17 protein-coding genes are annotated in these 19,222 nt (G+C 66.2%); 14 read left to right on the plus strand and 3 right to left on the minus strand.

All coding sequences use genetic code 11. The annotated features are described in order from the left end of the window. Positions 1 to 96 precede the first annotated feature (96 nt). Entirely contained in the window at positions 97 to 1,179 is a 1,083-nt protein-coding gene (locus tag ACX9MO_RS17895; protein ID WP_462212822.1) for a GlxA family transcriptional regulator, read from the minus strand. 198 nt (positions 1,180 to 1,377) lie between these two features. Here ACX9MO_RS17895 and ACX9MO_RS17900 point away from each other — a divergent pair, with 198 nt between their 5' ends. Then, complete coding sequence (locus tag ACX9MO_RS17900; protein WP_222489963.1) at positions 1,378 to 2,745, plus strand: class II 3-deoxy-7-phosphoheptulonate synthase; 1,368 nt, start codon at positions 1,378 to 1,380, stop codon at positions 2,743 to 2,745. 113 nt (positions 2,746 to 2,858) lie between these two features. On the opposite strand, the gene ACX9MO_RS17905 is transcribed toward ACX9MO_RS17900, so the two are convergent. Next, on the minus strand, positions 2,859 to 3,629 hold the full coding sequence (locus ACX9MO_RS17905) for a PAS domain-containing protein (protein ID WP_462212823.1): 771 nt from the start codon (positions 3,627 to 3,629) through the stop codon (positions 2,859 to 2,861). A 371-nt stretch (positions 3,630 to 4,000) separates the two neighbouring features. Here ACX9MO_RS17905 and ACX9MO_RS17910 point away from each other — a divergent pair, with 371 nt between their 5' ends. The 10 genes from ACX9MO_RS17910 to phoB all read left to right on the plus strand — a co-directional run bounded on the left by ACX9MO_RS17910 (position 4,001) and on the right by phoB (position 13,811). Further along, positions 4,001 to 4,891 (plus strand): YicC/YloC family endoribonuclease, encoded by an 891-nt coding sequence (locus ACX9MO_RS17910; protein ID WP_462212824.1) that lies wholly within the window; start codon positions 4,001 to 4,003, stop codon positions 4,889 to 4,891. A 184-nt stretch (positions 4,892 to 5,075) separates the two neighbouring features. After that, positions 5,076 to 5,714, plus strand: a complete 639-nt coding sequence (gene gmk, locus ACX9MO_RS17915; RefSeq protein ID WP_462214475.1) for a guanylate kinase — start codon at positions 5,076 to 5,078, stop codon at positions 5,712 to 5,714. Continuing rightward, a complete protein-coding gene (locus tag ACX9MO_RS17920) occupies positions 5,711 to 6,241 on the plus strand; it encodes a gamma carbonic anhydrase family protein (RefSeq protein ID WP_462212825.1) in 531 nt (176 codons plus the stop codon). The genes gmk and ACX9MO_RS17920 overlap by 4 nt, the downstream gene beginning before the upstream one ends. Before the next feature lie 4 nt (positions 6,242 to 6,245). Then, entirely contained in the window at positions 6,246 to 7,304 is a 1,059-nt protein-coding gene (locus ACX9MO_RS17925; protein WP_462212826.1) for an ATP-binding protein, read from the plus strand. Positions 7,305 to 7,545: 241 nt separating this feature from the next. Continuing rightward, a complete protein-coding gene (locus ACX9MO_RS17930; RefSeq protein ID WP_462212827.1) occupies positions 7,546 to 8,589 on the plus strand; it encodes a substrate-binding domain-containing protein in 1,044 nt (347 codons plus the stop codon). Between the two features lie 118 nt (positions 8,590 to 8,707). Beyond that, positions 8,708 to 10,180, plus strand: a complete 1,473-nt coding sequence (gene pstC / locus ACX9MO_RS17935; RefSeq protein ID WP_462212828.1) for a phosphate ABC transporter permease subunit PstC — start codon at positions 8,708 to 8,710, stop codon at positions 10,178 to 10,180. Continuing rightward, a complete protein-coding gene (gene pstA / locus ACX9MO_RS17940; protein ID WP_462212829.1) occupies positions 10,177 to 11,538 on the plus strand; it encodes a phosphate ABC transporter permease PstA in 1,362 nt (453 codons plus the stop codon). The genes pstC and pstA overlap by 4 nt, the downstream gene beginning before the upstream one ends. 15 nt (positions 11,539 to 11,553) lie before the next feature. Next, positions 11,554 to 12,348 (plus strand): phosphate ABC transporter ATP-binding protein PstB, encoded by a 795-nt coding sequence (gene pstB, locus ACX9MO_RS17945; RefSeq protein ID WP_462214476.1) that lies wholly within the window; start codon positions 11,554 to 11,556, stop codon positions 12,346 to 12,348. A gap of 21 nt (positions 12,349 to 12,369) precedes the next feature. Further along, a complete protein-coding gene (phoU, locus tag ACX9MO_RS17950; protein WP_222489970.1) occupies positions 12,370 to 13,122 on the plus strand; it encodes a phosphate signaling complex protein PhoU in 753 nt (250 codons plus the stop codon). 2 nt (positions 13,123 to 13,124) lie between these two features. Beyond that, entirely contained in the window at positions 13,125 to 13,811 is a 687-nt protein-coding gene (gene phoB, locus ACX9MO_RS17955) for a phosphate regulon transcriptional regulator PhoB (RefSeq protein WP_222489971.1), read from the plus strand. Positions 13,812 to 14,127: 316 nt separating this feature from the next. On the opposite strand, the gene ACX9MO_RS17960 is transcribed toward phoB, so the two are convergent. Then, entirely contained in the window at positions 14,128 to 15,273 is a 1,146-nt protein-coding gene (locus ACX9MO_RS17960; RefSeq protein ID WP_462212830.1) for a D-alanine--D-alanine ligase, read from the minus strand. Positions 15,274 to 15,549: 276 nt separating this feature from the next. Here ACX9MO_RS17960 and ACX9MO_RS17965 point away from each other — a divergent pair, with 276 nt between their 5' ends. From ACX9MO_RS17965 to ACX9MO_RS17975, 3 genes are all read left to right on the plus strand, one after another. Beyond that, positions 15,550 to 16,329 carry an alpha/beta fold hydrolase gene (locus tag ACX9MO_RS17965; protein WP_222489973.1) on the plus strand — a complete coding sequence of 260 codons (780 nt, stop codon included), beginning with the start codon at positions 15,550 to 15,552 and terminating at the stop codon, positions 16,327 to 16,329. After that, a complete protein-coding gene (locus ACX9MO_RS17970; protein ID WP_462212831.1) occupies positions 16,326 to 17,921 on the plus strand; it encodes a Mur ligase family protein in 1,596 nt (531 codons plus the stop codon). The genes ACX9MO_RS17965 and ACX9MO_RS17970 overlap by 4 nt, the downstream gene beginning before the upstream one ends. Positions 17,922 to 18,277: 356 nt before the next feature. Beyond that, the gene (locus ACX9MO_RS17975; RefSeq protein ID WP_462212832.1) at positions 18,278 to 19,036 is read left to right on the plus strand and encodes a helix-turn-helix transcriptional regulator; all 759 of its coding nucleotides are present in this window, start codon (positions 18,278 to 18,280) and stop codon (positions 19,034 to 19,036) included. Positions 19,037 to 19,222 lie beyond the last annotated feature (186 nt).

The following is a 19,222-nucleotide window of genomic DNA, read 5'->3' on the forward strand; positions in this document are numbered from 1 at the left end:
AATTTCCGTTTCCCAAATATCCTCGGGGGGAATTGGCCCGCGAGGGCCAAGGGGGGCAGACAGCCCCCCAACCCCGCCCGCCGCAGGCGCAGTCCCTTACTCTTCCCCGTCGAGCAGGTCGTCGTCGAGGAAAACGCCCTCCATCTCCTCGAAGTCCTCCTCCGCCCCCGGCTTGCCTGCGTGGCTGCCGCGTTCGCGGTAGGGCGTGGTCTCGTAATGGGCCCGGTAGCATTTCGAGAAATGCGAGGGCGAGGCAAAGCCGCAGGCGAGCGCCACGTTGATCACGCTCATGTCGGTCTGCATGAGCAGGTTGCGCGCCTTCTGAAGCCGCAGCTCCATGTAGTAGCGCTTGGGCGACCGGTTCAGGTAGCGCCGGAACAGCCGCTCCAGCTGCCGGGTGGACATGCCCACGTCCTTGGCCAGCAGCGAGGGGCTGATCGGTTCCTCGATATTGCGCTCCATCATGTGGATCACCTGGCTCAGCTTCGGATGGCGCACGCCGATCCGTGTCGGCACCGAAAGGCGCTGCGTGTCCTGGTCGGTGCGGATCGAGGAATAGATCAGCTGGTCCGCCACCGCGTTGGCGAGGTCCTCGCCGTTCTGGTCGGCGATCAGCTTCAGCATCAGGTCGATGGAGGAGGTCCCTCCCGCGGAGGTCATCCGCCGCCCGTCCACCACGAAGACCGACTTGGTCAGCGCCACCTCCTCGAATTCCTCCGAGAAGCTGTCCTGGTTCTCCCAGTGGATCGTGGCGCGCTTGCCGTCCAGCAGCCCGGCCTTGCCGAGCACATAGGCCGCGGTGCAGAGCCCGCCGATCGCCGGCCCCTTGCGGGCCTCGCGGCGCAGCCAGTTCAGCAGCGGCTTGGAGGTCTCGTCCTGGACGTTGAGCCCGCCGCAGACCAGCACGGTGTCATCCCGGCCGACCTCGCCAAGCGCGCTGGTCACGTTGAACTCCGCGCCCGCAGAGCACGTCACCGGTGCGCCGTCCACGCTGGCATAGCGCCAGTCGTAGAGCTTCATCCCCGTCATCCGGTTCGCGATGCGCAGGCAATCGAGCGCGGAGGCGAAGGCAAGGAGCGAGAAGTTGTTCAACAGGACGAAGACGAAGCGGCGCGTGCGGGTGTCCGTCGGGATGACAGGGGTTTCGATCTGGGGAGTATCGGGCCGGGCAGGCGACATTTGGGCCTCTGAGACTGGGTTCCGGCCGGTTCCTCGGTGTGCGCGCGAGGGTGCCGCAGACTCACCTTGAAATCCGGTGACCCGTAGCAGCGCAGAGAGCGAAAGCGTCGTCAAGGCGTCGCAAATCGCATGTGGCGTTTTCGGTGGTGCTTCGCTATATGCTGGCCTCCTATTTAGAAGGGTCCCGGAGGACATGAGATGACGACCTGGACGAAGTCGAGCTGGAGAGACAAACCGCGGGTGCAGATGCCCGTCTACGAGGATGCCGCGGCGCTGACCGAGGTGGAATCGAAGCTGTCGAAATATCCGCCGCTCGTCTTTGCGGGCGAGGCGCGCCGGCTCAAGAAGGCCCTCGGTGCCGCGTCCCGTGGTGAGGCGTTCCTGCTGCAGGGGGGAGACTGCGCAGAGAGCTTCGACCAATTCAGCGCCGATGCCATTCGCGACACCTTCAAGGTGATGCTGCAGATGGCCATGGTGCTGACCTTCGGTGCCAAGGTGCCGGTGGTGAAGGTGGGCCGCATGGCCGGCCAGTTCGCCAAGCCGCGCTCGGCACCGACCGAGGTGGTGGATGGCGTCGAGCTGCCCAGCTACCGCGGTGACATCATCAACGATCTCGGCTTCTCCGCCGCCTCGCGGATCCCCGATCCCGCGCGGATGTTGCAGGCCTATACGCAGGCCGCGGCCACGCTGAACCTGCTGCGCGCCTTCTCGACCGGTGGCTACGCCGACGTCCACGAGGTGCACCGCTGGACCCTCGGCTTCACCGAGGCGGACGAGGCCTCGCGCTTCCGCGACATGGCGAACCGGATCTCGGACACGCTGGACTTCATCAAGGCCGCGGGCGTCAATTCCGACCGCGAGCACACGCTGCGGATGGTGGATTTCTACACCTCGCACGAGGCGCTGCTGCTGGAATACGAAGAGGCGCTCACCCGCGTCGACTCGACCTCCGGCAAGTGGCTTGCGGGCTCCGGCCACATGGTCTGGATCGGCGACCGCACCCGTCAGCCCGACGGTGCGCACGTGGAATTCTGCAGTGGCGTCCTGAACCCGATCGGCCTGAAATGCGGCCCCTCGATGGAGGTGGACGACCTGAAGCGCCTGATCGCCAAGCTGAACCCCGAGAACGAGTCCGGTCGCCTGACCCTGATCGCGCGCTTCGGGGCCGGCAAGGTGGGCGAGCACCTGCCCAAGCTGATCAGGGCCGTGAAGGAAGAGGGCGCCAACGTGCTCTGGACCTGCGACCCGATGCACGGGAACACGGTCAAGTCGGCCTCGGGCTACAAGACCCGGCCCTTCGACAACGTGCTGCGCGAGGTGAAGGAATTCTTTGCCGTCCACAGCGCCGAGGGCACCGTACCCGGTGGCGTGCACTTCGAGATGACCGGTCTCGACGTGACCGAATGCACCGGCGGCGTCGTGGCCGTGACGGACGAGAACCTCTCGGACCGCTATCACACTGCCTGCGACCCGCGGCTCAACGCCTCGCAGTCGCTGGAACTGGCCTTCCTCGTGGCCGAGGAGCTGACCAAGCTCCGCGCCGAACGGGTCGCCGAAGCGGTCTGATCGCAGCTTGATCGCGGTCTTGCCGCGGACGGACAGACACAGGAGAACGCGCCTTTCGGGGCGCGTTTTTCAATTTATGTCAGATGCTTGCGCGTGGAAGGCGAGGCGTTGCCTCACTCCTCCACGTCATCCCCGTCGCTGCGCACCAGCCGCAGGTGGGCCACCCGGCGATCACCGCGCCGCCGTTCCGGCCCACGGTAGAGGATCGGGTCTTCCGCCATGCCGCGCCGGTCCACGCCGTTGCGCAGGTTCGCCTCCGGCGGGACCTCCTGCCGCGCCGCCGCGCCATAGCTCCCCGAGGGCAGGTCGCGCGGGTCCGCGGCCGGGTCCTCTGGTGCAGGGGCGGTTTCCTCGGGCGCCAGCCCCTGCGCTGCATCCCCCAGCAGGGGGCGGACCTCGACCGCGGTCACCGCGAAGCGGCGCGGGGCGCGGCCCACGGCGCCCTGCGTGGCGAGACACCCCAGCACCCGCGTCACGTCGCCGAGGTCGCTCATCAGGGGCAACAGGATCAGCTTGCCCTCCAGCGCGGGTTTGCCGATGCCCCGTTCGGCGGTGATCGTCAGCGTGGCGATGGCGGGGCTATCGAAGACCTGTTCCAGGACGTCGCCGATCCGGCTGCGGCTTTCGGGGGTGAAGAAGGTGGAGAGCGGCATCCCGCGTACCTCCATCCCCATCAGGTCGCTCAGATGCGTGCCCGCGATCCTCAGCCGGGCCAGGCCGGCGGCGATCCGCTCCAGTACGAAGGCATATTCCAGCGCCCGCTCGATCCCGCGCGGGTCGATGTCTGCGCGGCGCGGCACCAGTCGGCCCGCGCGCAGCGCCTGCCAGTAGGCCTCGACCTCGGCAATCGCGCCGAAGCGCGCCTGATCCGCGAATCTCGCCATTTCCACAACCTTCTGACCCGCTGCCGGATGCCCGTCCCGTTCCATGCCTGCCTCTCTCAGCCGTGTCCCCCGGACAGAACGGACGCGGGCAGGGCAGCGCCCCACCTGATGGTTAACCGTATGTCCGGAGGTGTTACTTCTCTGTTAACATGCCACGGAACGGCTGGCTTTTGGCGAAAATCGTATCAAATGGTTAACCGTGTCCGGCGCCACGGGCGGCCCATGGGAGCGCCACGCTCGGGCGCGCCCGGCCCGGTTCACGTCAGGATCGGCCGGGGTTGACCCGGCCCCGCGCGAGGCATTAGCCACGCCCAATCACCACGGCCCACAGTCTGGGCCACAGTCCGGGCCACATTCCAGGAGGGAGAGCCATGCTGCAGTCGATGACAGGTTTCGCGGCCCGACAGGGCTCCCATGGCCCCCACAGCTGGAGCTGTGAACTGCGCTCGGTCAACGGGCGCGGGCTGGACCTGCGCCTGCGGGTGCCGGACTGGATCCCGGGGCTGGAGACGGCCCTGCGCGCGCAGCTGACCAAGGCGCTTGGCCGGGGCAATGTCACGCTCTCCCTGCGGATCACGCGGGAGGAGGGCGAGGGCGGCACGCGGCTCGACACGGTCCGGCTCGGCGCGCTGCTCGATGCGTTGGAGCAGGTGGAGCAGGCGGCCATCGACAAGGGGATCAGCCTTGCGCCGTCCCGCGCCGCGGACCTGCTGATGCAGCGCGGCGTGCTCGACAGCTCCGGTCAGGAGGACGACAACGCGGCGCTCGGCAAGGCGCTGCTGGCGGATTTCGACCCGCTTCTGGCCGCCTTCATCGAGATGCGCACCGCGGAAGGTTCCGCGCTGGAGCAGATCCTCAAGGGCCAGATCGACCGCATCGCGGCCCTGACTGAGGAAGCCGCCGCGGAGGTTGAGACCCGGCGCAGCGAGAGCACCGCCGCTTTCCACGCGGCGCTTGCGCGGGTCATGGAGGGCGCCACCGGCGCCGACCCAGACCGGGTGGCGCATGAACTGGCGCTGCTGGCGGTGAAGGCCGACGTGACCGAGGAACTGGACCGCCTGCGGGCCCATGTGGGCGCGGCCCGGGATCTGATCGGGCAGGGCGAGATGATCGGCCGCAAGCTCGACTTCCTGACGCAGGAGTTCAACCGCGAGGCCAACACGCTTTGCTCCAAGTCACAGAATGCGGGGCTGACCCGGATCGGGCTGGAGCTGAAGGCGGTGATCGATCAGATGCGCGAGCAGGTCCAGAACGTCCAGTAGGCCGCTCAGGGCCCCATTTTACAAAAGCTTCATGGTTGCGGCCCCTTCGGAGGGCCGCGCCCAGCCTTGCGCCCCCGCGCGGCTTGGGGCAAACCCTGCGCGAGCCATCGAGACCGCAGAAGACCCCGAGACGGGCAGGAGCCGCGCCGCCATGAGCCACAAGACCCCGACCGCGCCCCGCGAGCTGCACCGCCGCGGCCTGCTGATCATCCTGTCCTCGCCCTCGGGCGCGGGCAAGTCGACCCTGACCAAGCGCCTGCGGGAGTGGGACCCGACGCTGAGTTTCTCCGTCTCGGCCACGACCCGCGCCCCGCGCAGCGGCGAAGAGCACGGGCGGGAATACTTCTTCCACACCAAGGAGGAGTTCCAGGCCATGGTCACGGCCGGCAACATGCTGGAACACGCCCATGTCTTCGGCAACCTCTACGGCACCCCGCGCGCGCCGGTGGAAAGCGCCATCACCGCGGGGCATGACGTGCTCTTCGACGTGGACTGGCAGGGCGGCCAGCAGATCCGCAACTCGGCCCTTGGCAAGAACGCGCTGTCGATCTTCATCCTGCCGCCCTCCATCGCCGAACTGGAACGCCGGCTGGTCAGCCGCGGGCAGGACAGCGACGAGGTGATCGCCAAGCGGATGGAGAAAAGCGCCGACGAGATCTCGCACTGGCCGGAATACGACTACGTGCTGATCAACGATGATCTCGACGTGACATTCGACCGGCTGCGCACGATCGTGGCCGCCGAACGGCTGCGCCTGTCGCAGCAGCCCGGCGTGGTGGATTTCACCCGCGCCCTGATTGACGAGTTCGAGGAGAGGTCATGACACTGTACGCCCTTGGGAATTTCCGGCCCCAACTGCCCGACGACGGCGATTTCTGGATCGCGCCCGATGCCAACGTGATCGGGAACGTGATCCTGCACTCCGGTGCTTCGGTCTGGTTCGGCTGCACCCTGCGGGGCGACAACGAACCCATCGTGATCGGCGAAGGCTCCAACGTGCAGGAAAACGTGGTGATCCACACCGACATGGGCTGCCCGCTGACCATCGGCCGGAACTGCACCATTGGTCACAAGGCGATGCTGCACGGCTGCACCATCGGGGACAACTCGCTGGTGGGCATGGGCGCGACGATCCTGAACAACGCGGTCATCGGCAAGAACTGCCTGATCGGGGCCGGCGCGCTGGTGACCGAGGGCAAGGTGATCCCCGACAATTCCATGGTGCTGGGAAGCCCCGGCAAGGTGGTCAAGGAACTGGGTCCGGAATGGGCCGAACGGCTGGCGAAATCGGCGGTGGGCTACCAGGCCAACATGCGCCGCTTCCGCGAGCAGCTGGTGGCGCTGGACTGACCGGATGGCGACGGAGATGACCGCCTCGGCGGAGCAGATCGAAGGCCTGCTTGAGGCGATCCCGCTGCCCGCGCTGCTGGTGGGCCGGGATGAGCGGGTGCTGGGCATCAACGCCCGGGGGGCCGCGATCCTTGGCGCCGGCATCACGGGGCGGCATTTCATCACCGCGATCCGCCAGCCCACGGTGCTGGACGCGGTGGAGGCCTGCTTCGCCTCCGGCAAGCTGCAGGAGACGCGCTACCTCGCCACGGCGGGCAAACAGGACGTGACCTACCGGGTGACCTGCGGCCTTGTGACGACGGCACGGGGCACCGCCGCGCTGGTCTCCTTCGAGGACGTGACCCCGGTGGAACAGGCCAGCCAGATGCGGCGCGACTTCGTGGCCAACGTGAGCCACGAGCTGCGCACACCGCTGACCGCGCTTCTGGGCTTCATCGAGACGCTGCGTGGCCCGGCCCGCAACGACGAGGTGGCGCGCGATCGGTTCCTCGACATCATGCATTCGGAAGCGACGCGGATGGAGCGGCTGGTCAAGGACCTGCTGTCTCTGTCGCGGGTGGAGAGCGAGGAGCGGATGCGCCCGACGGAGCGGGTCGATCTGCGGGGGCTGCTGGACGGTGTCTGCCGGACGCTGGGCCCTCTGGCCGAGGCGCGGGGCGTGGAGCTGATCGAGGTCTTCCCCGAGGAGGCCGTCATCATCGCGGCCGATGCGGATCAGCTGCGGCAGGTCTTCACCAACCTGATCGAGAACGCGGTGAAATACGGCGGCTCTGGCGGCGAGGTGAAGGTCACGATGGAGGCGAAGCCCCATCTCGCGGCGCTGCGCGGCCCCGGCGTGACGGTCACCGTCGCGGACAGGGGGCCGGGGATCGAGCTGGTTCACATTCCCCGCCTGACCGAGCGGTTCTACCGAGTCGACAGTCACAGATCGCGGGAGATGGGCGGCACCGGCCTCGGTCTCGCCATCGTGAAGCACATTATCAACCGGCACCGCGGGCGCCTTCGGATCGAGAGTGAACCGGGGCAGGGGGCGAGCTTCTCGGTGATCCTGCCGTCGAGCTAAGATGCTGATATAAAATCGGAAAGCCGATAAAATCGACGCCGTCCCAGTGGGCGGCGTCTGTGTTTTCGCGCACAGGTTGCAGCGGGTCGTCGGCGAGCTGCCGCTACGGAAATCAGCGAACCTGTGGTATGTCATAAAAGCGTTACACAAGTGTCACAAAAGCATAGCGCGCCGTCTTTAGCAGGCGGGTCAGGGTCACCAGGGGGTGGTGACCGCAAAACTTACATCAGGAGCAATCCGCATGTCCTTCATCAAACTGACCGCCTCGACGCTGGCGATCGCCGCAGTCTCCGCAACCGCTGCAGCCGCCCGTGATCAGGTGCAGGTCGCCGGTTCCTCGACCGTTCTGCCCTACGCCTCGATCGTGGCGGAAGCCTTCGGCGAGAACTTCGACTTCCCGACCCCGGTCGTTGAATCGGGTGGCTCGTCCTCGGGTCTGAAGCGCTTCTGCGAAGGCGTCGGCGAAAACACCATCGACGTGGCGAACGCCTCGCGCGCCATCAAGTCGTCGGAAGTCGAAACCTGTGCCGCCAACGGCGTGACCGACATCATCCAGGTCCGCATCGGCTACGACGGGATCGTCTTCGCCTCGCAGCTGAACGGCCCGGAATACACCGCCTTCGAGCCCGCGGACATCTACAACGCCCTGGCCGCCAAAGTGGTCAAGGACGGTGAGCTGGTCGACAACACCTACGCCAAGTGGACCGAGTTCAACGCCGATCTGCCCGACGCCGACATCCTCGGCTTCATCCCCGGCACCAAGCACGGCACCCGCGAAGTCTTCGAGGAGAAGGTCCTCGTGGCCGGCTGTGAAGCCACCGGCGCCCTGGAAGCCCTGACCGCAGCCAACGGCGGCGACAAGAAAGCAGCCGAGAAGGCCTGCATGGAAGTCCGCACCGACGGCAAGTCGGTCGACATCGACGGCGACTACACCGAGACCCTGGCCCGCATCGACTCGAACGCGAACGCGATCGGCGTCTTCGGCCTGGCCTTCTACGAGAACAACACCGACAAGCTGAAAGTGGCGACCATGTCGGGTGTTGAGCCCTCCACCGAGACCATCGCCTCGGGCGACTACCCGGTGTCGCGTCCGCTGTACTTCTACATCAAGAAGGCCCACATCGGCGTGATCCCCGGCCTGAAGGAATACGCAGAGTTCTTCGTCTCCGACGACATGGCAGGCCCCGATGGCCCGCTCTCGGCCTACGGCCTCGTCTCCGACCCCGAGCTGGCCGACACCCAGTCGATGGTCGAAGAAGAAAAGACCATGGGCTCCTCGTCGTAATCGACGCCTCTGAGGGCGGTGCCTCCGGGAAACCGGGGGCACCGCCTTTTTGCTTGGGACCCAGCCGCCGCCAGTGGCCCCAGCCTTCCGAACTTCCTTAGACGTCAGTGAGTTCATTATGCCCGCCCTCTGGATTTTCATCGCCGTGCTGGTGCTGGCCGTGCTGGGGTTCGTCCTCGGCCGCCAACGCGCCCTGGCCATGGTGGACGGCGACAGCCGGCACCTGCATTCCCTCCCCAATTATTACGGTTTCCATGTCGGGATCTGGGCGCTCGTGCCCGCGCTGCTGGTGCTGGCGGTCTGGCTGATCGTGCAGCCGATGCTGATCGACACGTCGGTCCAGTCGATGATCCCCGACACCAGCTACGCCACCGACGGTGAGCTGAGCCTCGTGATGTCCGACGTCCGCCGGGTGGCAGATGGCCTCGACCTCGCGGTCGAGCGCGGCGCGCTGACCGTGGAGGAGGCCGCGACCCTCGACACGGGCGCCACCGATGTGCGCGCCCTGCTGGGCAATGTCGGCGTCGCCATCGGATCGGACGTGCAACCCGAGGTTCTGGAGGCCGCGCAGGCCTACCGCGCCTCGACCGCCACGGGCAACATGGTACGGACCGTCATTGTCCTGCTGCTGGCGCTTGCCGGCCTCGGCTGGGCGCTGCGCCGCACGGCGCCCGACTTCCGTGCCCGCAACAGCGTGGAGAAGGCAACGCTGGGCCTGCTGATCGCGGCGGCCTCGATCGCGATCCTGACCACCCTCGGCATCGTGCTCTCGCTGATCTTCAACACGATCGAGTTCTTCAAGCTCTACCCGGCGTCGGAGTTCTTCTTCGGCACCACCTGGGCGCCCTCCTTCGGCGGCGGCTCGGAACTTGGCATCCTGCCGCTCTTCTGGGGCACCTTCTACATCTCGCTGATCGCGCTTGCCGTCGCCGTGCCCATCGGGCTCTTCGCGGCGGTCTACCTGTCGGAATACGCAGGCCCCAAGGTTCGCGCCGTGGCCAAGCCGATGCTGGAGGTCCTCGCGGGCATCCCGACCATCGTCTACGGTCTCTTCGCGCTCGTCACCGTGGGGCCGATGCTGGTCAATGTATTCGGCAACGAAGGTGCGCTCGGCCTTGGCTGGATGAGCGGCGGCACCGCCGTCATGACCGCGGGCCTCGTCATGGGGATCATGCTGATCCCCTTCGTGTCCTCGCTCTCCGATGACATCATCAACTCGGTCCCGCAGGCGATGCGCGACGGCTCGCTGGGCCTGGGCGCGACCAAGTCGGAAACCGTCAAGCAGGTTGTCCTGCCGGCGGCGCTGCCGGGGATCGTGGGCGCCGTGCTGCTGGCGGCCTCGCGCGCCATCGGAGAGACGATGATCGTCGTCATGGGGGCAGGGGCCGCGGCCCGGCTCTCGCTCAACCCCTTCGAAGCCATGACCACCGTCACCGCCAAGATCGTCAGCCAGCTGACCGGCGACGCGGACTTCGCCTCGCCCGAGGCACTGGTGGCCTTCGCCCTCGGCATGACGCTCTTCGTCATCACCCTGGGCCTGAACATCTTCGCGCTCTACATCGTGCGCAAGTACCGGGAGCAATACGAATGACCGACGCAACCGTGCAACCCGGTGCCGAGGGCCGTCCCGTCAAGAGCGGGTCCCTGCTGGAGCAGGACGCCCGCACCAAGCGCCGCAACGCCGCCGAGGCCCGCTTCAAGTTCTACGGCATGGCCGCCGTCGGGATCGGCGTGATCTTCCTGATCCTGCTGCTGGTCTCCATCGTGCGCAACGGGGTCCCGGCCTTCACCCAGACCTTCGTCACGGTGCCGATCTACCTGCCCGAGGACAAGCTCGACAAATCCGGCGTCCGCGACCCTGACGTGATGCGCAAGGTCACCACCTTCGGCTATGCGCCGCTGCTGGATGACGCGCTGGTCACGAAGCTCGAAGACAACGGCATCGAGATGCCCTTCGCCAAGCCGTCCAAGCTGCGCGACATGATCTCCTCCTCGGCGGCGGCACAGGTCCGTGATACCGTGCTGGCGAACCCGGACCTGATCGGCCAGACCGTCGATTTCAAGCTGCTCGCCTCGAGCCGCGTGGACGGCTACATGAAGGGCCGCGTGACCCGCGAGAGCCTTGCCCGTGACAAGAACCTCGACGCGGAACACCTTGATATCGTGGACCAGCTCCACGAGTTGGGCACGCTGGAGCGGAGCTTCAACTGGGCCTTCATCTTCGGCTCCGACGCCTCGGAAAGCCGCCCGGAACAGGCCGGCTTGGGCGTCTCGATGGTGGGCTCGCTCTTCATGATGATCGTGGTCCTCGTGCTGTCGCTGCCGATCGGCGTGGCCGCCTCGATCTACCTCGAGGAATTCGCGCCCAAGAACCGCTGGACCGACCTGATCGAGGTGAACATCTCGAACCTCGCAGCCGTCCCTTCCATCGTCTTCGGTATCCTCGGCCTCGCGGTCTTCATCCAGTTCGCCCATCTCCCGATGTCGGCGCCGCTGGTGGGGGGGCTCGTTCTGACGCTGATGACGCTGCCGACGATCATCATCTCGACCCGCGCCTCGCTCAAGGCGGTGCCGCCCTCGATCCGCGATGCGGCCCTCGGCGTCGGCGCCTCCAAGATGCAGTCGGTGTTCCACCACGTGCTGCCGCTGGCCATGCCGGGCATCCTGACCGGGACCATCCTCGGCCTCGCGCAGGCGCTTGGCGAAACCGCGCCGCTGCTGCTGATCGGCATGGTGGGCTTCATCGCCTCCAACATGCCCGACGGGGTCGCCGCCGGCTTCCTCTCGCCGAACTCGGCCATGCCCGCCCAAATCTACGAATGGGCCAAGCGCGCCGATCCTGCCTACTACGAACGCGCCTGGGGCGGGATCATCATCCTGCTGGTCTTCCTGATGACGATGAACATTATCGCCATCCTCCTGCGCCGCCGCTTCGAACGTCGGTGGTAAGATAGGGACATGACAATGTACGATTCTCCGAAAAGCGAAACCGCCGTGCAGCACGCCATCAAAATCGCCGCCAACAAGGTTCAGGTCTACTACGGGGACACCCACGCCATCAAAGACGTGGATGTCCGGATCGAGGACAAGACCGTCACCGCCTTCATCGGCCCCTCGGGCTGCGGCAAGTCCACCTTCCTGCGGACCCTCAACCGGATGAACGACACGATCGACATCTGCCGGGTCGAAGGCGAGATCCTGCTGGACGGCGAGAACATCTATGACAAGCGCGTCGACCCCGTGCAGCTGCGCGCCAAGGTCGGCATGGTGTTCCAGAAGCCGAACCCGTTCCCCAAGTCGATCTACGACAACATCGCCTATGGCCCCCGCATCCACGGGCTGGCCAAAACCAAGGCCGATCTCGACGAGATCGTCGAGAAGTCGCTGCGCCGCGGGGCGATCTGGAACGAGGTGAAGGACCGTCTGCATGCACCGGGCACCGGCCTGTCGGGCGGTCAGCAACAGCGTCTGTGCATCGCCCGCGCCGTGGCGACCGAGCCGGAAGTCCTGTTGATGGACGAACCCTGTTCCGCGCTCGATCCGATCGCCACCGGGCAGGTCGAGGAGCTGATCGACGAACTGCGCGAAAGCTACTCGGTGGTCATCGTGACGCACTCGATGCAGCAGGCCGCGCGTGTCAGCCAGAAGACCGCCTTCTTCCACCTCGGGAACCTCGTCGAATTCGGCGAGACCTCGCAGATCTTCACCAACCCGAAGGATCCGCGCACCGAGAGCTACATCACCGGCCGGATCGGCTGATCCGGGTTCTGGGAGACCAAAATGACTGAGCAGAAGCAACATATCGCCAGCGCCTTCGACCGCGACCTCGAAGCGATCCAGGCCAAGATCATGAAGATGGGGGGCCTCGTGGAGGCCGCCATCCTCGACGCCTCGCAGTCGCTGGAAGCGCGCGACGAGGAACTGGCCGAGAAGGTCCGCAAGGGCGACGCGGCCATCGACGAGCTGGAAGAAATGATCAACGAGGACGCCGCCCGCCTGATCGCGCTGCGCGCGCCCACGGCCAGCGACCTGCGCGTCGTGCTCTCGGTGATGAAGATCGCCGCGAACCTCGAACGGATCGGGGACTACGCCAAGAACATGGCGAAGCGGACCGGCGTGCTGGTGCAGATGTCGCCGATCCCGGGCTCGCATTCCTCGCTGCGCCGGATGGCGCGCGAAGTGGAGCGCCAGCTTCAGGATGCGCTCGACGCCTACATCCGCCGTGACGTGGCGCTCGCCGAGGACGTGATCCAGCGCGACCTGGAAATCGACCAGATGTACAACGCGCTCTTCCGGGAATTCCTGACCCACATGATGGAAGACCCGCGCAACATCACCGCCTGCATGCACCTGCATTTCATCGCCAAAAACAACGAGCGCATGGGCGACCACGCGACCTCGATCGCGGAGCAGGTGGTCTACCTCGTCACCGGCGAGACGCCGGACGAGCAGCGGCCGAAGCAGGACAAGACATCCACGGACCTCGGCGTGGCGCCCGAAGGCTCCTACGTGGAAAACAGCAAGGACGCCTGACGATGAGTGACCAGCCGACAGTTCTGGTGGTCGAGGACGAGGCCGCGCAGCGCGAGGTCCTGTCCTACAACCTCGAGGCCGAGGGCTTCCGGGTGCAACGCGCCGAGAACGGCGAAGAGGCCCTGCTGCTGGTGGAGGAAGGCGCGCCCGACGTGATCGTCCTCGACTGGATGCTGCCCAATGTCTCGGGCATCGAGGTCTGCCGCCAGCTCAAGATGCGGTCCGAGACCCGCGGCGTGCCGATCATCATGCTCTCGGCCCGCTCGGAAGAGGTGGACCGCGTGCGTGGCCTCGAGACGGGCGCGGACGACTACGTGGTGAAGCCCTACTCGGTGATCGAGCTGATGGCGCGGGTGCGCGCGCAGCTGCGCCGCACGCGGCCGGCCTCGGTCGGCGAGCGGCTGGAGTTCGAGGATATCGTGCTCGACGCCGACACCCACCGGGTGACCCGGGCGGAGAACCAGCTGAAGCTGGGCCCGACCGAGTTCCGCCTGCTCTCCACCTTCATGGAGAAGCCGGGCCGGGTCTGGTCGCGCGAACAGCTGCTGGACCGGGTCTGGGGCCGCGACATCTACGTCGACACCCGCACCGTGGATGTGCACATCGGTCGCCTGCGCAAGGCGCTGTGCCAGTTCGGCGGCGCCGATCCGCTGCGCACGGTGCGCGGCGCGGGCTACGCGCTCGGCTGACCCGGGGTCTTTCGCCACCGATCAAGGGAACGGGCAGGGCGCGGCTCTGCCCGTTTTCTTTTCAGAAAACGGTCCGGAAAATTCGAATTTTCCGGGCAGGGCGGTTGGGTCTGGGTGACCGTTCGGAGGGCGCACTGTCCGTGAGCGGCCCGACCAAGAATTTTCGAAAATTCTTGGCAAAATTCTTCGAAGAATTTTGGGGCGCTGCCCGGACTGGTGCGATCGCGGCGCTGCCCGGTGTCCGCCTGTGGGTGACCGCTCCCCCGGCGTCTTTGGCGCCGGAGGGTCAGGTGAGTATTTGGGGAAAGATGAAGGCTCAGCGAGGCAGCAGGTAGGCGTCCTGCGGGACGGGATCGTCGAAGGGCTTCGGGGCTGCGGACAGGGCCTCCTGCACGAGGTGGTCGACCAGTTCCGGGAAGAGCAGGTGGTTGCGGCGCGAGGCCTCCCAGAGGAAGAAGCCGTAGGAGCCGGGGATCGGGTTGATCTCGTTGAACCAGATCTCGCCGGTCTTGCTGTCGCACATGAAATCGAGCCGCGGCGCGCCGCGGGCGCCGAGCGCGGTGAAGACCGCCTTGGCCTGATCGAGGACCTTGGCCTCCATCTCGGGCGGCATCTCGGGGTTGATGTCGCGGGTGAGCGAGAGCATGCCTTCGGAGGGCAGCGCGCCCTTGGCGCCGCCGTTGGAGGAGAGGTACTTGGTCTTGTAGTCGAGCAGTTCCTCCCCGCTCTTGGGCCGTTCGATGGCGGAGCAGATCACCTCGCCGCCGACCTTGGCCACGGCGACGTTGTATTCCTGCAGGTTCTGCACCTGCGGTTCGATCACCGCGACCGTGTCCTGCCGCAGGACGGAGGCCGTCAGGTGGGTCAGTTCCTCGGGGGTCTTGGCAAGGCCAACGCCGATGGAGGAGCCGAGCGAGGCGGGTTTCACGATCGCGGGCAGGCCGAAGGAGGCCAGCACCTCGGCGTGCCAGTCGCTGGCGTCTTCGGCGCCGCGGCGCACCACGACCTGATCCACCACGTTGACGCCGGCGGCGGCCACCACGGTCTTGGTCAGGTCCTTGCGCATGGCAACGCCGGAATGGGTGGCCGAGAAGCCGGTGACCGGAATGCCCAGCAGTTCGAAATGACCCTGGATGCGGCCATCCTCGCCAAAGCCGTGGAAGACGGGCAGGGCGCAGTCGAAGCGGATCGGCGGCTGACCGCCGGTGCCGCGCATCTCGGGCCCGGCATCGCCCCAGGCGAAGGTGACCTCGCGCAGGCCCGGCGGAAGCGGGCGATAGCGCCGCACGTCGCGCAGGGAGGCCCCGGTGCGGAACACCGTGTCAAAGCCCAGGTGCACCGGGATCACCTCGTATTTCCGGGTGTCGACGGCATCCATCAGCTGCTGCGCGCTGATCACGCTGACGTCGTGTTCGGGGCTGGGGCCGCCGAAGATCACGGCGATGCGGAATTTCTGGTCCATGCTGCGCCTGCTCTGGCTTCTTCTGGTCTGGCTTCGTGTGGGTCGTCCATGAGGGCCGCGCGGCGCCACGGACCCGGCGCGCCTAGGGCGCGGCGATGGGCAAGCGGCGGCCTGTCGAGCCTTTTTTGGTTCTAGCGCAATTGAGGCTGCCGGACCATACATGATATGGCGGGGTGACAGGCACGGGCCCCAAGGCGCTGTGGCCCGCGCGGGTTTCCGCGTGCGGGGCCATGCCGCCACACGGGCGAGAAAGAGGGCACAGGCGGAGCCATGCAGATGCATTCTACGACGATCGGGGACGCCGGGCTACCGGACGTGGTGATGGCCCACGGCTGGGACCGGACCCATGCGGATTTCATCCTCGCCGCCGAGAGCCTTGCGCCCGTGGCGCGCTGTCACCTGCTGGACCTGCCGGGCTTCGGCGCCAGCCCGCGCCCCGAGGCCAGCTGGGGCACCGCCGATTACGCCGACCATGTCGCTGAAGAGATGCAGCAGCGTCTCGGGCGGCCCTTCCTCTGGGTCGGGCACAGCCTTGGCGGGCGCATCGGCCTGCGTCTCGGCGTGCACCACGGGCGGGCGCTGACTGGCCTCGTGCTGGTGGCCCCGGCCGGGGTGCCGCGGCGGCGGAGCGAATGGCAGAAGCTGCGTGGCGACCTGCGCGGGGCAAAGTTCCGATTCCTGAGGAAGCGCGCGAAGGACGAAGCGGAAGTGATTGAACTGGAAAAGAAATACGGAAGCATCGACTACGTGCATAGCCGAGAGACCGGGCTGCGCGATATCTTCCTGAACACGGTGAACGAGGATCAGAGCCTCGACATCGGCCGGATCACAACGCCCACGTCGCTGGTGTTCGGGGCCGAGGACAGCGAGACGCCACCGGAGCTTGGCCTGCGGATGCAGCGGTTGATCCCCGGGTCCAGCCTGACGGTCGTGCCGGGGCTCGACCATATCTCGGTCCTTTTCCGCGGGCGGCACCAGCTGGCGGCGATCGTCAAGGACATGCTGCGGGAGACCGGGCAGATGGCGCCGCAAGGCGGGCAGGGAGCGGCACAATGAGCGTCCTGATCATCCTCTCCAAAATCGTCTTCCTCGCGGGCTTCCTCTCGCTTCTCTGGGCCCGCAGCCGCACGTTGCTGGCCTATTTCCAGCAGGAGGAATACGACGCCACCCGCTTCCCGGACGCGATCCTGAGCGTGCGTCTCTACGATATCCGCGCCTCGCTGGCCGTGCTGGCCAGCCTGCTGTTGATCGGCACCTGGGCCCCGGTCGCGGGGATCGTGCTGGCCGCGGCCCTGATGGCGCTGATCGCCTGGCGCGAAGGCTCCTACCGGTTCAAGAAACCGCTGGCGATGACCGAACGCGCGCGGCGCATCCTCTGGCTGGCCCGGGTCATCGCCGCTGTGGCCGCGCTCTCGGTGCTCTGGTCTCCGTGGTGGATGCTGGCGGTGATCCAGCTGCTGCCGCTGGCGCTGGTGCTGGCGAACCTCGTGCTGGCGCCGATGCAGCAAAAGATCAACCAGGGTTTCATCGACGAGGCGAGCGCCAAGCTGGCGCGGATGCAGCCGGTGACCATCGGGATCACGGGCTCCTTCGGCAAGACGACGGTGAAGCATATCCTCGCGGAATTGCTGGAGGTTTCGGGCCCGGTCTTCTACAGCCGCGGCTCGATCAATACGGTGCTTGGGCTGACCCGACACATCCGCCAGCGGCTGCAGTTCAGCCATCGCTACTTCATCGCCGAGATGGGCGCCTATGGCATCGGCTCGATCCAGCGGCTCTGTGATTTCGCGCATCCCGACTATGGCATCATCACCGCCGTGGGCCATGCCCATGCGGAGCGTTTCGGCAGCCTCGAGAACACCGCCAAGGCCAAGTCCGAGCTGGCGGCCCATGTCTGCGCCCATGGCAAGGGCGTCGTGGTGACCGAGGCCGTGGCCGCGCTGGAACCCTTCGCCAAGCTGCGCGAGGCGCATCCCGGGAAATTCACCGTCGTGGGCGAGAGCGACAGCGCCGACGTGCAGATCATCGAGGGGGTGCTCGTGGGTGCGTTCTGGCGGATCACGCTGCGCTTCAACGCGCAGGACGGCCAGCCGGAGCTGACCTTCGATCTGCCGCTGCTTGGCGCGCACAACATCATGAACGCCGCACTGGCCGTTGCGCTCGTGGCGCTTGTCGATCCGCAGGCGGTTGCGCGGCTGCCGCTGGCCACGCCGGAGGTCTCGCAGATCCCGCACCGGCTGCAGAAGAAGGCCGCGCTCGCGGGGCCGCTGATTCTGGACGACGCCTACAATTCCAACGAAACCGGCTTCGGGAACGCGGTCTCGGTGCTGCGGAGCGTGGCAGACGAGCAAGGCGGCAAGGCGGTTCTGGTGACGCCCGGTGTGGCGGAACTGGGGGATCAGCACTCCGTCGTGCACGAGCGGCTGGGGAAACTCAGCGGTGCGGACTGCGACGTGGTTGTCATCGTGAATCCATATCGGATACCGACGTTCCAACGCGCCGCAGAAGGCCAGCGGGCCGAGATCGTCACCAAGGCCACGCTGAAGGAGGCGCAGGCCTATGTGCAGGGGCTCGACCTCTCCAGCAGCGATGTGGTTCTCTACGAGAACGATCTGCCGGATGTTCTTGAAGAGAAACGACTTCTTTGAAGCAACGGGATCAATCCGGTCGGTCTGTGATCCGGGCGCCGGCCGGGTATCGCGGCGGCGGGGGCCTTGTTTTCATGGCTCCGTCCCCCTCGATGCGATGTTCGTATAATCTGTATTATGTAAATATTGTTAATTGACCGACCGGTGTGACAGGACGCGATGGCCCGCCTGCAGTGTCCCACGGCGCCTTTCGTCGGATCGTTCATCCCGGTGCGACAGTATCGCGAAATCCTTTCGCAGTTCTCGACAACGTCAACGCGGGCGCGATACAAGAACTCTCGCGAGAAAACGCGGGAGCTTGGCCAGTCAGGCCACGAGGCACACCCGCGGCTCGGAAGCGTTGCGGAGGCACCCGGATGAAGGATCGGAGAGACTATCTCGAGCGGCTGACGAATGCGCGGTCGATCGAGGAACTCTGGACGCTGCATACCGAGAAGATGGCGTCCTACGGCTTCGACCGGCTGCTCTATGGGTTCACGCGCTATCGCACGACGACCTCGCTCGGCGATCCCGAGGATTTCGTCATCCTCACGAACCACAGGCCCGCCTATACCGATGGCTTCCTCGGCCAGGGTCTCTACTTCCACGCGCCGATGGTTCGCTGGGCGCTGGAGCATGAAGGCGCCTGTTCGTGGCGTATCCTTGCAGAGATGATGATGTCGGGCACGCTGACCGAGAGCGAGAAGAAGGTCATCGAGTTCAACCGCTCCATGGGCGTCAAGGCCGGCTACTCGATCAGCTTCAAGTCGATCTCGCCGCGGACCAAGGGCGCAATTGCGCTGACGGCGCGCGAGGACATGCCCCAGGACGAGGCCGACGCGGTCTGGAGCGAGCATGGCCGCGATATCGTCATCATGAACAACGTGGCGCACCTGAAGATCCTCACCCTGCCCTACATGGGCACCGCCCGTGAGCTGACCAAACGGCAGCGGGAAGCCCTGCAATGGGTCGGTGACGGCAAGACCACGCAGGACATCGCGCTGCTCATGGGGCTGACCACGGCGACGGTGGAAAAGCACCTGCGCCTCGCGCGCGAAACGCTGAACGTCGAGACCACCGCACAGGCGGTTCTCAAGGCGGCGTTCCTCAACCAGATGTTCGTTCTGGAGGCGTGATCGGGCGCAGGATCGGAGCCCTGTGGCGACACGCGCCGGAAGGCTGGATGCAGCGTCAATCCCGAGCAAGATTGTCAGCGAATTCGCGCTATAGGTGAAAGTAAAGCGCCGTTTTCAAACGATTTCGGAAATATTTGACCGATGGGTAAGGATTACCTTACTTTATGGATCAGGCTGGGAGTGACA

This window comes from Pseudooceanicola profundus, assembly GCF_054919315.1.